This window comes from Bradyrhizobium valentinum (assembly GCF_001440405.1).
GTDB classification, from domain to species: Bacteria; Pseudomonadota; Alphaproteobacteria; order Rhizobiales; family Xanthobacteraceae; genus Bradyrhizobium; species Bradyrhizobium valentinum.
This window is the reverse complement of sequence record NZ_LLXX01000119.1, coordinates 216,300-233,796: the sequence shown is the minus strand read 5'-3', so window position 1 is coordinate 233,796 and position 17,497 is coordinate 216,300. Positions and strand designations below refer to the sequence as shown.

Annotated in this window: 15 protein-coding genes; 10 read left to right on the top strand and 5 right to left on the bottom strand. The window is 62.9% G+C overall.

Features of this window, described 5'->3' with window-relative positions; genetic code table 11:
• The first annotated feature begins 643 nt into the window (after positions 1-643).
• The 4 genes from CP49_RS19145 (at position 644) to CP49_RS19130 (ending at position 6,166) form a co-directional block, all read left to right on the top strand.
• On the top strand, positions 644-1,405 hold the full coding sequence (locus CP49_RS19145; protein WP_057851748.1) for an SDR family NAD(P)-dependent oxidoreductase: 762 nt from the start codon (positions 644-646) through the stop codon (positions 1,403-1,405).
• 34 nt (positions 1,406-1,439) lie between these two features.
• On the top strand, positions 1,440-2,276 hold the full coding sequence (locus CP49_RS19140; protein WP_057851747.1) for an enoyl-CoA hydratase family protein: 837 nt from the start codon (positions 1,440-1,442) through the stop codon (positions 2,274-2,276).
• Positions 2,277-2,485: 209 nt separating this feature from the next.
• Positions 2,486-4,834 carry a bifunctional salicylyl-CoA 5-hydroxylase/oxidoreductase gene (locus CP49_RS19135; RefSeq protein ID WP_057851746.1) on the top strand — a complete coding sequence of 783 codons (2,349 nt, stop codon included), beginning with the start codon at positions 2,486-2,488 and terminating at the stop codon, positions 4,832-4,834.
• 78 nt (positions 4,835-4,912) lie between these two features.
• A complete protein-coding gene (locus CP49_RS19130) occupies positions 4,913-6,166 on the top strand; it encodes a flavin-dependent oxidoreductase (RefSeq protein WP_057851745.1) in 1,254 nt (417 codons plus the stop codon).
• A 148-nt stretch (positions 6,167-6,314) separates the two neighbouring features.
• Here CP49_RS19130 and CP49_RS19125 read toward each other — a convergent pair whose 3' ends face one another.
• Together CP49_RS19125 and CP49_RS19120 are read right to left on the bottom strand one after the other, a co-directional pair.
• Positions 6,315-6,770: a cupin domain-containing protein gene (locus tag CP49_RS19125; RefSeq protein WP_057851744.1), complete on the bottom strand. Its 456-nt coding sequence runs from the start codon at positions 6,768-6,770 to the stop codon at positions 6,315-6,317.
• A 21-nt stretch (positions 6,771-6,791) separates the two neighbouring features.
• Complete coding sequence (locus CP49_RS19120) at positions 6,792-7,967, bottom strand: ABC transporter substrate-binding protein (RefSeq protein ID WP_057851743.1); 1,176 nt, start codon at positions 7,965-7,967, stop codon at positions 6,792-6,794.
• Positions 7,968-8,174: 207 nt separating this feature from the next.
• Here CP49_RS19120 and CP49_RS19115 point away from each other — a divergent pair, with 207 nt between their 5' ends.
• Positions 8,175-8,669 (top strand): MarR family winged helix-turn-helix transcriptional regulator, encoded by a 495-nt coding sequence (locus tag CP49_RS19115; protein ID WP_057851742.1) that lies wholly within the window; start codon positions 8,175-8,177, stop codon positions 8,667-8,669.
• Positions 8,670-8,712: 43 nt separating this feature from the next.
• Here the strand turns inward: CP49_RS19115 and CP49_RS19110 are convergent, their stop codons facing one another.
• Complete coding sequence (locus CP49_RS19110; RefSeq protein ID WP_057851741.1) at positions 8,713-9,732, bottom strand: AraC family transcriptional regulator; 1,020 nt, start codon at positions 9,730-9,732, stop codon at positions 8,713-8,715.
• Positions 9,733-10,106: 374 nt separating this feature from the next.
• Between CP49_RS19110 and CP49_RS19105 the strand changes: the two genes are divergently transcribed.
• The 4 genes from CP49_RS19105 (at position 10,107) to CP49_RS19090 (ending at position 14,427) form a co-directional block, all read left to right on the top strand.
• Positions 10,107-10,556, top strand: a complete 450-nt coding sequence (locus CP49_RS19105; protein WP_057851740.1) for a cupin domain-containing protein — start codon at positions 10,107-10,109, stop codon at positions 10,554-10,556.
• Positions 10,557-10,568: 12 nt separating this feature from the next.
• Positions 10,569-12,083, top strand: a complete 1,515-nt coding sequence (locus CP49_RS19100; protein ID WP_338060366.1) for a flavin-containing monooxygenase — start codon at positions 10,569-10,571, stop codon at positions 12,081-12,083.
• A 168-nt stretch (positions 12,084-12,251) separates the two neighbouring features.
• Positions 12,252-13,943, top strand: a complete 1,692-nt coding sequence (locus tag CP49_RS19095) for an AMP-binding protein (protein WP_057851738.1) — start codon at positions 12,252-12,254, stop codon at positions 13,941-13,943.
• Positions 13,944-13,968: 25 nt separating this feature from the next.
• Complete coding sequence (locus tag CP49_RS19090; RefSeq protein ID WP_057851737.1) at positions 13,969-14,427, top strand: RidA family protein; 459 nt, start codon at positions 13,969-13,971, stop codon at positions 14,425-14,427.
• A gap of 22 nt (positions 14,428-14,449) precedes the next feature.
• Here the strand turns inward: CP49_RS19090 and kynA are convergent, their stop codons facing one another.
• A complete protein-coding gene (gene kynA / locus CP49_RS19085; RefSeq protein WP_057851736.1) occupies positions 14,450-15,289 on the bottom strand; it encodes a tryptophan 2,3-dioxygenase in 840 nt (279 codons plus the stop codon).
• Positions 15,286-16,479 carry a kynureninase gene (gene kynU / locus CP49_RS19080; protein ID WP_057851735.1) on the bottom strand — a complete coding sequence of 398 codons (1,194 nt, stop codon included), beginning with the start codon at positions 16,477-16,479 and terminating at the stop codon, positions 15,286-15,288. Before kynU ends, kynA begins: the two co-directional genes overlap by 4 nt.
• A gap of 163 nt (positions 16,480-16,642) precedes the next feature.
• Between kynU and CP49_RS19075 the strand changes: the two genes are divergently transcribed.
• The gene (locus CP49_RS19075) at positions 16,643-17,473 is read left to right on the top strand and encodes an alpha/beta hydrolase (RefSeq protein WP_057851852.1); all 831 of its coding nucleotides are present in this window, start codon (positions 16,643-16,645) and stop codon (positions 17,471-17,473) included.
• Positions 17,474-17,497 lie beyond the last annotated feature (24 nt).

The following is a 17,497-nucleotide window of genomic DNA, read 5'->3' as shown; positions in this document are numbered from 1 at the left end:
CGAACGTGCGGTGAGATGCGATGGACGCAGATGGCGCGCTAGACGTACGCGCCGGAAGCGTACGGTGAAGTCGTGTGGTCCGGACGCCGCGGTGCTGGCGTTAAGTTGGCAGGAAGTATCCCGCCGACGACGGTGGCAAGAAAGCCGTTCACCGGGGAGAGCACGAAGTAAGCCGTAAAGCCATTGCGCAGGGAAGGCCGGAATGCTCCCGCTGCCCTGTATGCTCGTGTGCAGTTTTGTTTGCGCAAATCGCACGCGAGACCGCGGGTGCAGCAAGCACCCGGTCTTCCCTGCGCCCTCTGATTTCGAAGAGGGCAAACGAAGATGCAAACCTCGGGCGGTCAGCGCCGCGAGATCGCGAAACTGTATCCACCGTCATTGCGAGCGAGCTGTTTGACGGTCGAAACCCGAAATCCATCCTCACGTCGTCCCTGCGAACGCAGGGACCCATACGCCGCGGCGGATGTTGTCTTGCCAAGATGGTGGCCGGCTTTCGTTCCACGATGGGCGGCGGTGGCTATGGGTCCCTGCGTTCGCAGGGACGACCCCTTGATTAAGCAGCAGTAACCGTGGCCTCGCCACTTCCTTGCAAAAGCTTGAAGTTTAAAATATATGCTGAACCATCATCCAGGAGGCTCAACCGATGTCCCCATTGTCGCGTTCCTCCCATGCGCTCGTCACCGGCGGCGGGCGGGGTATCGGCCTTGCAATATCAGCGGCGCTGACGGAAGCGGGTGCTACCGTCACCGTGCTCGGCAGAAATCGCGCGACGTTGGATGAAGCTGTTAGCTCCGGCGCGGCGAAGTTCGCGGCGGTCGCCGATGTCGCCGATCACGCCGCGGTCAAATCAGCCGTTGCCGAGGCCGCCGCGCGACAACCGATCGACATCCTCATTGCCAATGCGGGCGCGGCTGAATCCGCGCCGTTCGGCCGCTCCGATGCAGCATTGTTCCAGCGGATGATGGACGTCAATTTCATGGGCGTGGTCCACGTCACGCAAGCCGTATTGCCGGGAATGATCGAGCGCCGCCGCGGCCGGATCGTCGCGGTGGCTTCCACCGCCGGCCTGAAGGGCTATGCTTATGTCAGCGCCTACAGCGCAGCCAAGCATGCGGTGATCGGCCTCGTCCGTTCGCTGGCACTGGAGACGGCGAAGAGCGGCGTCACCGTGAACGCCGTCTGCCCCGGCTTCACCGAAACCGATCTCTTGGAAGGCTCGATCGAGAACATCATCAAGAAGACCGGCCGCAGCCGCGACGAAGCAATTGCCGAACTGTCGAAGCACAATCCGCAAGGACGCCTGGTCGTGCCGTCGGAAGTGGCTGATACCGTGCTCTGGCTCTGCGGCGAAGGCGCCGCCGCTATCACGGGACAGGCCATCGCGGTCGCCGGCGGCGAGGTTTAGTCAGCGCGCCTGCAAGGAATAACGAGGAGAGAACATGAGCAAGCCAGCCAATCCCGTCACGCTGCCGCTGGCGGACTATTCGCCAAAGCACTTTCTGCTGGCCGTCGTCGACCGCGTCGCCACGGTGACGCTCAATCGCCCCGAGCGAAAGAATCCGCTGACCTTCGAAAGCTACCGCGAGCTCACTGATTTCTTCCGCGCCTGTGCGATCGATGACGAGGTCAAAACCATCGTCGTGACAGGCGCGGGCGGAAACTTCTCGTCCGGCGGCGACGTGTTCGAGATCATCGGCCCCTTGATCCAGATGGACACCAAGGGACTGACCGCCTTTACCCGCATGACCGGCGATCTCGTGAAAGCGATGCGGGCCTGCCCGCAGCCGATCGTTGCCGCCGTCGAAGGCATCTGCGCCGGCGCCGGTGCCATCGTTGCGATGGCCTCCGATCTGCGCCTGGCCGCCACCGGCGCCAAGGTCGCATTCCTGTTCAACAAGGTTGGGCTTGCCGGCTGCGACATGGGCGCCTGCGCGATCCTGCCGCGCATCATCGGCCAATCGCGGGCATCCGAACTGCTCTACACCGGTCGCTTCATGACCGCGGAGGAGGGCGAGCGCTGGGGCTTCTTCAGCCGTATCGTCACGGCAGAGCAGGTCCTGGCGCAGGCGCAGCTTCTGGCCAAGCAGATTTCGGATGGGCCCACTTTCGCGAACACCATGACCAAGCGTATGCTGGCGATGGAATGGGCGATGTCGGTGGAGGAGGCGATCGAAGCCGAAGCGGTCGCCCAGGCGCTCTGCATGACCACGGAGGATTTCGCCCGCGCCTTCGAGGCGTTCTCGAACAAGCGGACGCCCGTGTTTCAGGGGAATTGAGCGTCGTTCCTCATGGTGAGGAGGCGCGTTAGCGCCGTCTCGAACCATGCAGGCCCGATCTCGCCCCGCGGCCATCCTTCGAGACGCGGCCTAACGGCCGCTCCTCAGGATGAGGGTGGAGTATGTGGTGCCCAGCCCCCTTGCCCGAAAATTATTTTAGGCTTAAAGTAATTTCGAACTAGCCCCAAAGCCTGTCTCGGAGGCGGTAGATGAAGATCGCGATTATCGGCGGCGGACCGGCCGGTCTCTACGCCGCGATCCTCTTGAAGAAACAGCGGCCGCAGGCCGAGATCACGGTCTATGAGCGCAACCGCGCCGACGACACCTTCGGCTTCGGCGTGGTGTTCTCCGATGCGACGCTGGACAATTTCGAAAAGTACGATCCGCCGAGCTATCGCCGTATCACCCAGGAATTCGCCTATTGGGACGACATCGCCGTGCATTTCCGCGGCACCGTGCACCGCGTCGGCGGCAACGGCTTCTGCGGCTGCTCGCGCCGCACGCTGCTGCTGATCCTGCAGGAGCGCGCCCGCGAACTCGGCGTGACGCTGCTGTTCGAGACCGATATCGACGACGAAAGCCGCTTTGCCGACACCGATCTCATCGTGCTGGCCGACGGTATCAATAGCCGCTTCCGCGACAAGCACATCGAACACTTCCAGCCGCAGGTCGACCTACGCTCCAACAAGTTCGCCTGGATGGGATCGACCCGTCCGCTGGACGCTTTCACCTTCATCTTCCAGGAGACGGAGTGGGGGCCGTTCATTGCGCACGCCTATCAATATGAAGTGGGCCGCTCGACCTGGATCTTCGAGACCGACGCCGGAACGTTTCAGCGTGCCGGGCTCGAAGGCCTGAGCGAACAGCAATCCGCCGATCGGATGGCCGAGATTTTTGGCTGGTTCCTCGACGGCCATCCGCTGCTGATCAACCGCTCGATGTGGCGCAATTTCCCGATGATCCGCAGCCAGCGCTGGGTCAAGGACAACATGGTGCTGCTCGGCGACGCCAAGGCGACCGCGCATTTTTCGATCGGCTCCGGCACCAAGCTCGCGATGGAAGACGCCATCGCACTGGCTGACGCGATGGCGCAGGCGCCGACCGTCCACGACGCGTTGCAGACCTACGAGCATGGCCGGCGCGAGGAGGTCGAGAAGACCCAGCATGCTGCTGACGTATCGCTGGTCTGGTTCGAGCATGTCGACCGCTTCTGGGATTTCGATCCCGTACAGTTCGCCTTCGGCGTCATGACCCGCGCCAAGGCGATCACCTACGATAACCTCACGCTTCGCGCGCCGGAGTTCGTCCGCGAGGTCGACAAGGCCTTTGCGAAGCAGGTTCGTTCAAAGGGGTTCGACGTCGATATCGACAAGCCGGTTGCGCCGATGTTCCAGCCGCTGAAACTGCGCGAGATGGAAGTCAGGAATCGCGCGGTGGTGTCGCCGATGTGCATGTATTCGGCGAAAGAGGGCGTGCCCGGCGATTTCCATCTGGTGCATTACGGCTCGCGCGCCATCGGCGGCGCTGGGCTGATCTTCACCGAGATGACCTGCGTCGGGCGCGACGCCCGCATCACGCCGGGCTGCACCGGACTGTGGAACGACGAGCAGCAGGCCGCATGGACGCGGATCGTCGAGTTCGTGCATGCCAACTCTGCCGCGAAAATTTGCCTGCAGCTTGGACATGCCGGCCGCAAGGGCGCGACCAAGTTGATGTGGGAAGGGATGGACCGGCCGCTGGAGCAGGGCGGCTGGGATACGATCTCGGCGTCGCCATTGCCTTACTTCCCGGATAGCCAAGTGCCGCGCGAGATGGATCGCGCCGCGATGCACCGCGTCAAGCAAGAGTTTGTCGCCGCAACCTTGCGTGGCGAGGCCTGCGGTTTCGACATGCTGGAACTGCACTGCGCCCACGGCTATCTGCTGGCGAGTTTCATCTCGCCGCTCACCAATCAGCGCACCGACGAATATGGCGGCTCGCTCGCCAACCGGCTGCGCTATCCGCTGGAGGTGTTCGAGGCGATGCGTGCGGCATGGCCGCCGCACAAGCCGATGTCGGTGCGCATCTCCGCCACCGACTGGGCTGCGGGCGGCATCACTGGCGACGACGCGGTGGCGGTCGCACGCGCGTTTGGGGAGGCCGGCGTCGATCTGGTCGACGTCTCGACAGGGCAGACCGTGCGCGACGCGCAGCCGATCTACGGCCGGATGTTCCAGACACCATTCTCCGATCAGGTCCGCAACGAGGCCCGGGTCGCAACCATGTGCGTCGGGAACATCACCACCGCAGATCAGGTCAACACGATTCTGGCCGCCGGTCGTGCCGATCTCGTCGCGCTCGCCCGGCCGCATCTGGTCGATCCGTCCTTCACGATGCGGGCGGCGGCCTGGTATGGCGCCGATATTGCCTGTCCGCCGCAATATCTGCCGGGCAAGGAACAAATCTTCCGCAACAGCGTGCGCGACCGGCAGGATTTCGAGGACCTCAAAATTAAGGGTAAGCCGAAAACCCGCGCCGAGCTGAAAGCCGAGGCAACAAAGCCGCTTGCAGCCGAATAAGGTGAATGGCAGGCTTGCGCGATCCCTCCCTCTTCCCGGAAGCGGGGCGAGGTTGAGGAAGAGAGTGGAGTAGAGCGCATGAAAGCGATCATCGTCGGGGGCGGCATTGGAGGCCTTACCACTGCGCTGATGTTGCGCGCGCGCGGCATCGACTGCGAATTGTTCGAGCAGTCCGAAACCATCCGCGAACTCGGCGTCGGCATCAACACGCTGCCGCATGCGATCCGCGAACTGACGGGCCTCGGCCTGCTCGACCGGCTGGATGCCGCCGCTATACGCACCGACCAATTGTACTATCTCAACCGGCACGGCCAGGAAGTCTGGCGCGAGCCCCGCGGCCTCGATGCCGGACACGACGTGCCGCAATTCTCCGTTCATCGCGGCCGCCTGCAAAGCGTGATCTATCGCGCCGTCGAGGAGCGGCTCGGTCATGAGGCGATCCACACCGGTTGCCGGCTCGGCGCGTTCGCGCAGCACGAGGGCGGCGTGGTCGCGCACTTTTTCGATCGCACCGGCGCACACGTGACGACCGCGCACGGCGACATCCTGATCGGCGCCGACGGCATTCATTCGCGGGTGCGCGAGATGCTGTTTCCGGACGAGGGGCCGCCGTGCTGGAACGGCTTGATGCTGTGGCGCGGCGCGCGCGACTGGCCGGCGTTCCTGACTGGCCGCTCGATGATAGTGGCCGGCGGATTGAATGCCAAGGTCGTGGTGTATCCGATTGCGGAAGGCTTGAGCCCGTCGAGCCGGCTGACCAACTGGGCGGTGTTGGTGAAGATCGGCGACGGCAATTCGCCGCCGCCGCGCCGCGAGGACTGGTCACGGCCCGGCAAGCGCGAGGAACTGATGCCGCATGTCGAGCGGTTCAAGGTGCCCTATTTCGACGTGCGCAGCCTGATCTCGGCGACGCCGGAATTCTACGAATATCCGTGCTGCGACCGCGATCCGCTGCCGTACTGGACCTGGGGCCGGGTCACGCTGCTCGGCGATGCCGCGCACCCGATGTATCCGGTCGGATCCAACGGCGCCTCGCAGGCGATCCTCGATGCCCGCGTGCTCGCCGATGAACTGGCGCGCAGCGAACATCCGCGCCAGGCGCTGGTGGCCTATGAACAGAAGCGCCTGCCGATGACGGCGGAGATCGTGCGCGCCAACCGCCGCGGTGGCCCCGAAGGCGTGATCGACGCGGTCGAGCAACTGGCGCCTGACGGATTCACCGATATCGAGAAGGTGCTGAGCCACGCCCAGCGCGAGGCAATCGTGCGCGGCTATGCCTCCAAGGCCGGCTTCGCACCGCCGGCGCTGGGACTGGCAGCGGTGCGGGCGTAAGCTTCGAGGTCCTCATCCTGAGGAGCGGCGTCTTCGCCGCGTCTCGAAGGATGAATGCCCGTCTGTGGCCTCATGGTTCTCCCGGCGATGCGGAGCATCGTCCGGAGACGGCGCTGAAGAAGCGCCTCCTCACCATGAGGATCGACAGTCACGCCCCCGGAGGCGGCGGCAGGAAATGGATGTTGTGCTCGGCCGCCAGCGCCACCACTGCGTCAGGGGTCTGCTCCTTCATGTTGTGGATCGCCCAGAACAGATCGTAGAGCCGCCGCGTCGGCGACACCCAGAACAGCGCCTTCGCGGGGCGGCCGGACTTGTTGAAGATGCCGTGCGGCTTGCCCATCGGCAGCCGCACCAGATCGCCCGGCGTCGCCTGCGTGTCGGCGCCGTCGAGGAGGAAGTCGAGCTGGCCCTCGAGGATGTAGAGATATTCGTCCTGGTCGGGATGAATATGCGGCGGCACGAAGGTCTCGGGCGGCAGGGTCGCATGCCACGAGAAGGAATGCTCGGTAACGTTTTTCGGCACATAGGTCTGGCCGAGAATGCTCCAGGAAATACCCTGAATGCCTTCATTGGCGCGGGTAATGCCGGCGATTTCGGTTTTCATGGTGTCGCTCCTCTTGATGACTTATTTGCCCGCCGTGCAATCCTTGGCGTAGCGATCGCCATAGTTCGAAAACACCTTCTCGACGATCTCGGTCTGGAATTTTCCGTCCGGACGCTTGGCGACCTTCGTCAAATAAAAATTCTGGATCGGATAGCCGTTGGCGTTGAACTTGAAGTCGCCGCGCAGCGAGGTGAACTCGGCCTTCCTGAGCGCAGCCGACACGGCGTCCTTGTTTGTGAGGTCGCCCTTCACCGCCTTCACCGCGCTGTCGATCAGCATGGCTGTGTCATAGCCCTGCATGGCGTAGGTGCCGGGCACGCTGTTATAGGCCGCTTCATAAGCGGTGACGAACTTTTTGCTCTGCGGATTGTCCATGTTCGGCGCCCAGTTGGCGCCGCCGAACATGCCGACGGCGGCGTCCTGTTGCGCGGGCAGGGTCGATTCGTCGACGGTGAATGCCGACAGCACCGGAATCTTGTCGGCAAGGCCGGCTTGCCGGTACTGCTTGACGAGGCCGACGCCCATGCCGCCCGGCATGAAGGTGAACAATGCGTCGGGCTTGGAAGAAGAAATCTTGGTCAGCTCCACCTGGAAATCCAGCGTGCCCAGCGGCGTGTAGCTTTCCTCGACGATCTCGCCCTTGTAATCCAGCTTGAAGCCGGCCGCCGAATCCTTGCCGGCCTGATAGTTCGGCACCAGCACGTATATGCGCTTGTAGCCGCGGTCCTGCGCGACCTTGCCGAGGATCTCGTGAACCTGGTCGTTCTGGTAGGAGGTCACGTAGAAGAACGGGCTGCACTCCTTGCCGGCATAGCTCGACGGCCCTGCGTTCGGGCTGATCAGGAACGTCTTGTTTCCGGTGACCGGCCGGTGAATGGCTTGCAGGATGTTGGAGAAGATCGGTCCGACCACGAAATCGACCTTCTCGCGCTCGAGCAGGCCCTTGGCCTTGGTCACGGCGCCATCGGGCTTGAGCTCGTCGTCGACGACGACGACCTCGACGTCCTTGCCGGCCATCTTGCCGCCGAGGTCCTTGATTCCGAGTTGCAGGCCGTCGCGGGATTGCTGGCCGAGTACGGCCGCCGGGCCGGACAAGGTCGTGATCACGCCGATCCTGATCTTCTCCTGCGCTACGGCCGGAGCTGCGGCAACCCCCAGCAAAACGGCAAGTCCGGTCAGCTTCAACGACTGCTTCATGTTTATTCCTCCGTTCGGCCTCTGCCGCCCAAACCCACGCCACAACAAATGCAGTGCAGCTTATTCTGACGGTGACTGCACCTGCAAGCAGAACGCATCCATGCAAGCCATGCGCCAATTGCTTGAAACTTAAAGAAATCTGGGCAATGATCCCAAGCTGCAGCCTGTTCGGATCACCGAACGCCCAAGCCGGACAAAATTTGCATCATGATCCTTGATTCAGAGACCAAGGCCGTCGAGCTCCCGGAGCATCATGGCGACGAACTCAGGTTATGGCTTCGCCTCCTGACTTGCACGACCCTGATCGAGGGCGAGGTGCGCAGCCGCTTACGCGAGCGCTTCGACGTCACGCTGCCGCGGTTCGACCTGATGGCCCAGCTCGACAAGGTTCCGGAGGGCATGACGCTCTCAGATGTCTCCAAGCGGATGATGGTCTCGAACGGCAATGTCACCGGGCTGGTCGAGCGACTCGTCGAATCCGGGCACCTCGATCGCCGTACCTCGGAGGCCGATCGTCGCGTGCAGGTGATCCGTCTGACCAAGGCGGGCCGGGCCGAATTCCGCAAGATGGCGACGGAACACGAATTATGGATTGCCGATATCTTCGGCGACCTCACGCCAAAGGACGTGCGTGAATTGATGCGCCTGTTGGCCAAGACCAAAGCGTCGGCTCAGAAATCCGCAAAGGCGCGGACCGCCTGATATCCGGCGTCGGGGAGGATCCGTTGAGCCAGCTCGCCGGGCGCTAGTTCATTCCGCGCAGGGTCGCCGAGGGCGTTTCACCGAACTTGGTCCGATAGGCGCTCGCCATCCGGCTCAGATGGGTAAATCCGAGCTCGAACGCGATGTCGGTGATGCTTTCGTCAGGAGCGGCGGCGGTCAATCTGACATTGAGACGCGCCAGCCGGATGTCGCGCAGCATCTCCGAGATCGACGTTCCGAAATGCCGCCTAAATCCGAGCTGTAGCGCGCGGATACCCGTGCCTGCGGCAGCGGCAAGCTGCGTGAGATCCAGCGGCTCTTCCGCATGCGCATACAGGAAATCCCGCGCCCGCTGTAACGGCGGCGGCAGCGCTTCGGCCCGGCCGCCAAATCGGTCGATCGCCTCGCTCGCGCTGTGGCGCTGGCCGTGGAGCAACGCACCCAACAGTGTTTCGCGTACATTGGCCGCCGCCGCCGGCGAAAGCGGCCGTCGCGGTCCGAGGCGTTCGGCGAGATCGACGAGGTCCAGTATCTGCGACTGAAGCGCTCGGCCGCCTGCAGAAGAGAGATCAACCGCAGGCTCGAACTCGATCGCACACGCCGGCCGGCCCGACAGCGCCGCTGCCCGCTGCTCCAGGAGGCGGCGATCGACCAGCAGAATGAGCTGCGCGCAGTTGCTCTCCCAGGCCATTCGCGTGGGAATGGTCGGCGACAACAGCGAGGCGCTGGCGCCGGGAGCGGTCGCGATATCGCGCGAGGCCGTCTCAATCCGCGCCGAACCGTGCACAGGGATCTGCAACAGGAAGAAGCGCTCGAGACAGCCGGGGTCGATCGATACCGATCCGCCATAGGCGACGTAGTTGACCGAGAAGCCGCCAAAGACCGCGCTGTTATGCAGCGCGAAGAATTCGGATGCCGTTTCACGTGCCGGCGTCAGTGCATGCGGGCAGAATATGCGTCCGATCGCGGCAGCGGCGTCATCGACGCTGCCGGTCGAAACGCGGTTGAACGCCGCCAGCCGGGCGGCGGGGTCATGCCTGGCAATGCTGGTGCCCGTCGCCACAGCCCGGTCCTCTGCATTATTTGAAGCCTATAATATCTGCAGGTGCCGTGGTTGGAAAGGCGATTTGATGGCCGTGGGTGCCCGATCGGAAGGCATCGGCGTCTACACGGTCATTCTTCGTCACTCCGGGACGCGCGTAGCGCGAGCCCGGAATCCATTTCACGCAGGTGATGCCGCCCGATGGATTCCGGGCTCGATGCTTTGCATCGCCCCGGAATGACGCGACTCAATTATTTCGCGCCGCAGCAATCCGAAAAACCTCGCGTGAGGGCAAACGGGATTCGTTTTGCGGCTAGACGGCCGCTTCAGCTCGATCCAGCCTGCGTGAACCATTCGAAACTTCGCAACGTCAGCCGCGATACAGGAGATGGACAATGGCAGCGCTCGAAAAAGGCATCACCGCCAATGGTACGGGTTATGGCGGCAAGACCTGGAACATCCTCGGTCAGATCTACTTCCCCAAAGCCGTGACCGATTCAACCTTCGCCTTCGAAACCAACAGCGAACCCGGCCAGTTCGTGCCGGTGCACGTCCACCCGACGCAGGATGAATTCATTCTGGTGCAGGAAGGCGTTCTCGATCTCAAGCTCGACGGCGTCTGGGTGCAGGCCAAGGCCGGCGACCTCGTTCGGATGCCGCGCGGCATCCCGCATGGCTATTTCAACAAGTCGGACAAGCCGGCGCGCGCGCTGTTCTGGATATCGCCTATGCAGAAGCTCGAGGCGCTGTTCAACCAGCTCGACAATCTGACGGACCCTGAAGAGGTGGTTCGGATCTCCGCGCAGCACGAAGTGAACTTCTTGCCGCCCGAAGCCAACGAATAGCTCCCTGAACTCATCCTTGCTGGAGGCGTCATCATGGTCAGGCGAAAGAAAGTCTGCGTTATTGGCGCAGGCGTATCCGGATTTGCGGCCGCAAAAGCCTTTGCCGCGCGCGGACATCAGATCACGATCGTCGAGCGCAGCGGCGATCTCGGCGGCGTCTGGGAACCGGCGCGGTCCTATCCCGAGGTGCAAACCCAAAGCCCGAAGGATCTCTATCGTTACACCGACAAGGCGATGCCGGATTCCTATCCGGAATGGCCGAAAGGGCTGCAGGTGCATGCCTATCTAACTGAGTATGCAAAGGACAACGATCTCCTCGGCGCCATCAGCTTCAACACGGCCGTGATGAAGATGGATCGTCGGCCGGATTCCGCACCCGGCTGGCGGCTCGAGCTGCGGGAGCCGGATGGTGGTATCAGTCACGAGGATTTCGATTTTGTCGCGGTTTGCACCGGGCAGTTCAACGAGCCCCAGACGCTCAGTCTGTCCGGCGAAGAATCGTTCAAGGCGCAGGGCGGACGCATCCTGCACTCCTCGCAATACAACGATCCGATGATCGCCAAAGGCCGAAGGATTGTCGTGCTCGGCGGTTCGAAATCGGCGACGGACATCGCGGTCAACGCGGTCAATTCCGGCGCCGCCGAAGTGACGCTGGTGTACCGCGAGCCGGTGTGGCGGATTCCCTATTTCATCGGCGGCCTGGTCAATTTCAAACGCATTCTCTACATCCGCGCGCAGGAGGAGATGTTCCGGAGTTGGGGCATCGGCGCGCTGTCGCGGTTCGCGCATGCCGTGGCAAAGCCGCTCGTTTGGGCCAACTGGCGCGGGCTGGAGAGCCTGCTGAAGCTGCAGCTCAAGCTCGGCAAGTGCGACATGGTGCCGAACGAGAGAATCGAAGACGGCGTCAATTGCTCAGTGCCGATCGCCACGCCCGGATTCTTCCCGATGGTCGCAGACAAGCGCATCAAGGCTATCAGAGGCAGCTTTGATCGTTACGATGGCAATTCCATCGTGATGACCGGAGGTCAGCGCGTCCAGGCCGATGTGGCCGTGCTCGCGATCGGCTACAAACTGGGCGTGCCCTTCCTGCCGCAGGCCTACCGCGACAAGCTTGTCGATTCCGACGGGCAATACCGGCTCTATCGGCTGATCGCCAATCCGGACCTGCCCGAGATGGGATTCGTCGGTTTCAATTCGAGCTTCTGCACGGTGTTGTGCGCAGAACTCGCGGCGAACTGGCTGGTGCGCTACGCCGATGGCCAGCTCGCCCGTCAGCCGACGCCCAAGGAGATGCAGGACAACATCGAGATGATGCTGCATTTCAGGCGCGTCGAGCGGCCCGCGGCCGGCGTCTATGGCGGGCTGTGCGTCGCGCCCTACCACTTCAAGCACTTTGACGAATTGCTGGCCGATATCGGCGTGGCCGGACGAAGACGCAATCCGCTGGTGGAGAAATTTACCCCGCCCGATGCCGCGGCCTATGGCCGCTTCCTGGCCTCGGCCCCGGCCTACCGCGCAGCCGTTTAGGGCAAAGACGGGTTCCCCGGGCCGGGCGAGCGACGCCCGGCCATTCTATTGGGGGCAGGCTCGATTCTGCACTTGCGAAAAAATACTTTAAGCTTAAAATGATTGGCAAGCTAAGCTGCCGGGTGTCTTCGATATTGAACTCGAGCCTTCCATTGATGAGGCGATGAAATGTCAGATAGAACTCCCAGCCCGTCCCCGTCTCTTGGCCCATCAGGCCATGTCGATGATTTTACGCGGCGCAATCTGCCGCCGTTCGAGCAATGGCCGGACCTGCTGCTCGACCGGTCCGAGTTTCAATATCCGGAATATCTCAATGCTGCCGTCGAGTTGACCGACCGTATCGTCGAAAAGGGCTGGGGCGACCGGGTCGCACTGATCGGCAACGGCCGCCAGCGCACCTATAAGGAACTGGCCGACTGGTCCAACCGCCTCGCGCATGCGCTGGTGGAGAACTACGGCGTCAAGCCCGGCAACCGCGTCCTGATCCGTTCCGGCAACAACCCGGCGCTGGTCGCGGCATGGCTTGCGGCGACAAAAGCGGGTGCCGTCGTCGTCAACACCATGCCGATGCTGCGCGCCGGCGAACTGAGCAAGATCGTCGACAAGGCGGAGATTGCGCTGGCGCTGACCGATAGCCGCATTGCCGATGAACTGGTCGCGTGCGCGAAGACCAGCCGCTTCCTGAAGCAGGTGGTGAATTTCGACGGCACGTCCAACCATGATGCCGAGCTCGACAGGGTGGCGCTCAACAAGCCGGTCCGGTTCGACGCGGTGAAGACGGGGCGCGACGACGTCGCCTTGCTGGGATTTACCTCGGGCACCACGGGCGAGCCAAAGGCGACGATGCATTTCCATCGCGACCTCATGATCATTGCGGACGGCTATGCCAGGGAAGTGCTCAACGTTACAGAGGACGACGTTTTCGTCGGCTCACCGCCGCTGGCCTTTACCTTCGGGCTCGGAGGGCTGGCAATCTTCCCCCTGCGCTTCGGCGCAACGGCGACGCTATTGGAAAACGCGTCGCCGCCCGAGATGGTCAAGATCATCGAGACCTACAAGGCGACGATCTGCTTCACCTCGCCGACCGCGTATCGCGCGATGATGGCGGCGATGGATAATGGCGCCGACCTGTCGTCGCTGCGGCTGGCGGTTTCCGCCGGCGAGACATTGCCGGCGCCGGTGTTCGAAGGCTGGACCCGCAAGACCGGCAAGACCATTCTCGATGGCATCGGCTCGACGGAATTGCTGCACATTTTCATTACCAACCGCGTCGGCGATGCGGTCCCGGGCACGACGGGACATCCCGTGACGGGCTACGAGGCAAAAATCGTCGACGACGACATGAACGAATTGCCGCCTGATACCGTCGGCAAGCTTGCGGTGCGCGGACCGACCGGATGCCGCTATCTCGCCGACAAGAGGCAGTCGAACTATGTGCGCGACGGCTGGAATCTGACCGGCGATACCTTTGTCAGCGATGCGAGCGGCCGGCTGTCCTTTGTCGCGCGTTCGGACGACATGATCGTCTCCTCCGGGTACAACATCGCAGGCCCCGAGGTCGAAGCGGCGCTGCTGTCGCATCCTGCGGTCGCCGAATGCGGCGTGGTCGGCGCGCCCGACGAGGCGCGCGGCATGATCGTCAAGGCCTATGTGGTTCTGGCGGGTGGCGCCCTGGGCGACGCGGCGCTGACGCAGGCGTTGCAGGATCACGTCAAGCAGACGATTGCGCCGTATAAATATCCTCGTGCGATCGAGTATGTCGCGCAACTGCCGAAGACCGAAACCGGCAAGCTAAGGCGCTTTGCGCTGAGGCAGATGGCTGCGGCCGGCCCGGCGTCGCCAAGCGTCGCCGCGGAATAACGTCTAACCTGATGGAGAAAAGCCGGTGACCGCCCCCAAAGGCCCCACGTTGAGCGTGGTGCCTCATCCCAAGACCGATACTTCGTCATCGGGCCCGCAAGTGCTGCAGCCGAGCGGCTGGCCGATGCCGAAAGGATACGCCAATGGCATGGCAGCCGAAGGCCGTCTTGTCGTGACCGGCGGCGTCATCGGCTGGGATACGCAAGGGCATCTGGCGCCGGACTTCGTCGCGCAGGCGCGGCAGACGCTCTCCAACATCTCAGAGATTCTCGCCGTGGGCGGCGCCAGGCCCGAGCATCTCGTGCGGCTAACCTGGTATGTCATCGACATCGAGGAATATCTCGCGAGCCTGAAAGAGCTCGGCCGCGCCTATCGCGAGATTTTTGGCGCGCATTATCCGGCGATGGCGCTGGTGCAGGTGGTGCGCCTGGTCGAGAAGGCGGCCCGCGTCGAGATCGAGGCGACCGCCGTGGTGCCGCGCTGAAACCCGCTTATCGGGTATCGTCTTAGAGCTCTGTTCTCAACTTCCAGAGTTCCGGAAAAAGTTCGACCTCGAGCATCTTGCGCAAGTAGGAGACGCCCGACGTGCCGCCGGTTCCGCGCTTCAGGCCGATGATGCGCTCGACCGTCGTGACGTGGTTGAAGCGCCAGCGGCGGAAATAGTCTTCGAAATCGACCAGCTTTTCCGCAAGCTCGTAGAGCATCCAGTGTTTCGCCGGCGACGCATAGACGGTCTTCCAGGCCTCCAAAACCTCGTCGTTTGGCGTGCGGTTGACGCGCCAGTCGGTTCGGCGTGCGTCTTCGCCGATGTCAAAACCATTGCGCGCCAGCAGCAGTAGCGCCTCGTCATAGAGGCTCGGCTCAGCGAGAATTTCCTCGAGCTTCGCCATGATGTCGGCGCGGTGGGCGTGCGGGCCAAGCAGCGCCAAATTGCGATTGCCGGCGAGGAACTCGATCGCGCGGTACTGGTATGACTGGAAACCCGAGGACTGCCCGAGTTGATCGCGAAACTCGGTGTATTCGCTGGGTGTCATCGTCCGCAACACGTCCCAGGCGGTATTGAGCTGCTCGAAGATCCGGGCTATGCGCGACAGCATCTTGAAGGCGGGATGCAACTGGTCGTGGCAGATCGCCTTGATGGCGGAACGGATTTCGTGGATGGCCAGCTTCATCCAGAGTTCGGAAGTCTGGTGCTGGATGATGAACAGCAGTTCGTCATGCGCGTCCGAAAGCGGCTCTTGCGCGTCCAGAACACGTTCCAGATGCAGATAATCGCTGTAGGACATGCGCCCTTCGAACGACATCTGGGCTCCCTCACGCGAAGATTCGTCGGGCTTGCCAGTCATGTCACAAGCGCCTTTTTGCGGTAGTCCGCGGTATCCCAGCGGCGATTGGTCAAGACGTCGGCGATGACGTCGACTGCCGCGCGAACCTCGGCTGCTCCGATGTAGAGCGGCGTAAAGCCGAAGCGCATCATGTCCGGCGTGCGGAAGTCGCCTATCACGTCGCGCGCGATCAGCGCCTGCATGATCGCGTAGCCGTCCGGGTGACGAAATGAAACCTGGCTGCCGCGCCGCTTTGCGTCCCGCGGCGAAGCCAGCGTCAGTTCGGGACAGCGTGCTTCGACTTCGCGGATGAACAGGTCGGCGAGCGCGATCGATGCATGACGCACGTCGGTCATGCTGACGCCGTCCCAGACGTCGAGGGCGGCGTCGAGCGCGGCCATCGCAATGATCGGAGGCGTACCCACCCGCATTCGCTCAATGCCCGGACCGGCCCGATAGTCGAGGTCAAAGGCAAAGGGCGCGTGATGACCCATCCAACCGGAAAGCGCCGGCCGCGCCGTATCGGCGTGCTTCGGCGCTACATAGATGAAGGCCGGCGCGCCAGGACCGGCATTGAGATATTTGTAGGTGCAGCCGACCGCGAAATCGGCTTCGGCACCTTCCAATTCGACCGGAATCGCGCCCGCGGAATGCGCCAGATCCCAGACCGTCAACGCGCCGGCGGCATGCGCCCTGCGCGTCAGCGCGCCCATGTCGTGCAGCCGGCCGGTGCGATAGTCGACCTCGGTCAGCATCAGCACCGCGATCGTCTTGTCGATGGCGGCTTCGACGTCTTCGGGGGCCACGACCTTCAACTCGTAGCCACGGTCGAGCGATTCAAGCAGACCGCCGGCGATGTAGAGATCGGAAGGAAAGTTGCCGGTGTCCGACAGGACCACGCGCCGCGACGGATTGAGCTCGAGCGCCGAGGCCAGCGCCTGGTAGACTTTGATGGACAGCGTATCGCCCACCACCACCGTCCCGTGGGCAGCGCCGATCAATCGGCCGATACGGTCGCCGACACGCCGCGGCTGCGTCATCCACCCGGCGACGTTCCAGCCCTTGATGAGATGCTTGCCCCATTCCTCCGACATCATGCGGCCGACGCGATCGGCGGCTGCAACCGGCAGGGGACCGAGCGAATTGCCGTCCAGATAGATCACGCCATCCGGGATGGCGAACAGGGATTTTGTTCGCGTGAAATCGGTCATGTCTTTCCCTGGTCCACGCCCCCTGGAATTATTCGCATGGCCATCGATTATTTCAAGCTTGAAATTTATGGGCGGGAGTTGCTCTTCTCGGTATAGACTGGTTGCCTGCGGGCATCGATCGGACATCGGCCCGGCCCACAGGATGGAATGGAAACCGAAGCGCGTGATTTTTCATCAGATTTCCGACTGGAACGACGCCTATGCGAATGCTCCGAACATTCCGGGCGGCGAACGCTGGCCGGCCGCATGGGTGCAACCCGCGCAGGCCTATCGCGACGCACTCCATGGCAGCGGCCGCGCGACGCTCGACGTCCACTATGGTGAGCGCGCACGAAACCGCTTCGATCTCTTTGGACCGGAAGGCCGGCCAAAGGGCCTGGTCGTCTTCGTCCATGGCGGATTCTGGAAGGCGCTCGACAAGAGCTTTTGGTCGCATCTCGCGCGCGGATCGGTTGAAAGCGGCTATGCGGTGGCGATGCCCTCTTACACGCTGTGCCCGGCTGTGCGCATCTCCGAGATCACGCGCGAAATTGCCGCGGCCGTCGAGCGCGCCGCCGCGATGGTCGAAGGCCCGCTTTTTCTGGCCGGCCACTCCGCCGGCGGGCATCTGGTGACACGCATGATTTCGGCGACGTCGCCGCTCGCGGACAATGTCCGGGCGCGCATCAGCCACACCGTCTCCATTTCCGGCGTTCATGACCTTCGTCCGCTGATGAAGGCAGCCATGAACACGGACCTTCGGATCGACGAGGCCGAGGCGCTCGTGGAAAGCCCCGCATTGCTGGAGCCGATGCAGAATGCACGTGTGACGTGCTGGGTCGGCAGCGCCGAGCGCCCGGAATTCGTCCGCCAGAACGCGCTCCTCGCCAACATCTGGACCGGGCTCGGCGCGAAAACCTGCCTGATTGAAGAACCCGGCCGGCATCATTTTGATGTCATCGACGGGCTCGCCGATCCCCGTCACCAACTCACCAGGATCTTGTTGTCGCCGTAGCCTGCTGACGTTCCGAAATGAACG

Bases quoted from the DNA above. Each gene is read 5' to 3' on its own strand.
- CP49_RS19130 (WP_057851745.1), top strand. From the start codon at position 4,913: ATGAAAGCGATCATCGTCGGGGGCGGCATTGGAGGCCTTACCACTGCG.
- kynA (WP_057851736.1), bottom strand. From the start codon at position 15,289: ATGACTGGCAAGCCCGACGAATCTTCGCGTGAGGGAGCCCAGATGTCG.
- CP49_RS19115 (WP_057851742.1), top strand. From the start codon at position 8,175: ATGATCCTTGATTCAGAGACCAAGGCCGTCGAGCTCCCGGAGCATCAT.
- CP49_RS19105 (WP_057851740.1), top strand. From the start codon at position 10,107: ATGGCAGCGCTCGAAAAAGGCATCACCGCCAATGGTACGGGTTATGGC.
- CP49_RS19145 (WP_057851748.1), top strand. From the start codon at position 644: ATGTCCCCATTGTCGCGTTCCTCCCATGCGCTCGTCACCGGCGGCGGG.
- kynU (WP_057851735.1), bottom strand. From the start codon at position 16,479: ATGACCGATTTCACGCGAACAAAATCCCTGTTCGCCATCCCGGATGGC.
- CP49_RS19135 (WP_057851746.1), top strand. From the start codon at position 2,486: ATGAAGATCGCGATTATCGGCGGCGGACCGGCCGGTCTCTACGCCGCG.
- CP49_RS19095 (WP_057851738.1), top strand. From the start codon at position 12,252: ATGTCAGATAGAACTCCCAGCCCGTCCCCGTCTCTTGGCCCATCAGGC.
- CP49_RS19125 (WP_057851744.1), bottom strand. From the start codon at position 6,770: ATGAAAACCGAAATCGCCGGCATTACCCGCGCCAATGAAGGCATTCAG.
- CP49_RS19120 (WP_057851743.1), bottom strand. From the start codon at position 7,967: ATGAAGCAGTCGTTGAAGCTGACCGGACTTGCCGTTTTGCTGGGGGTT.
- CP49_RS19140 (WP_057851747.1), top strand. From the start codon at position 1,440: ATGAGCAAGCCAGCCAATCCCGTCACGCTGCCGCTGGCGGACTATTCG.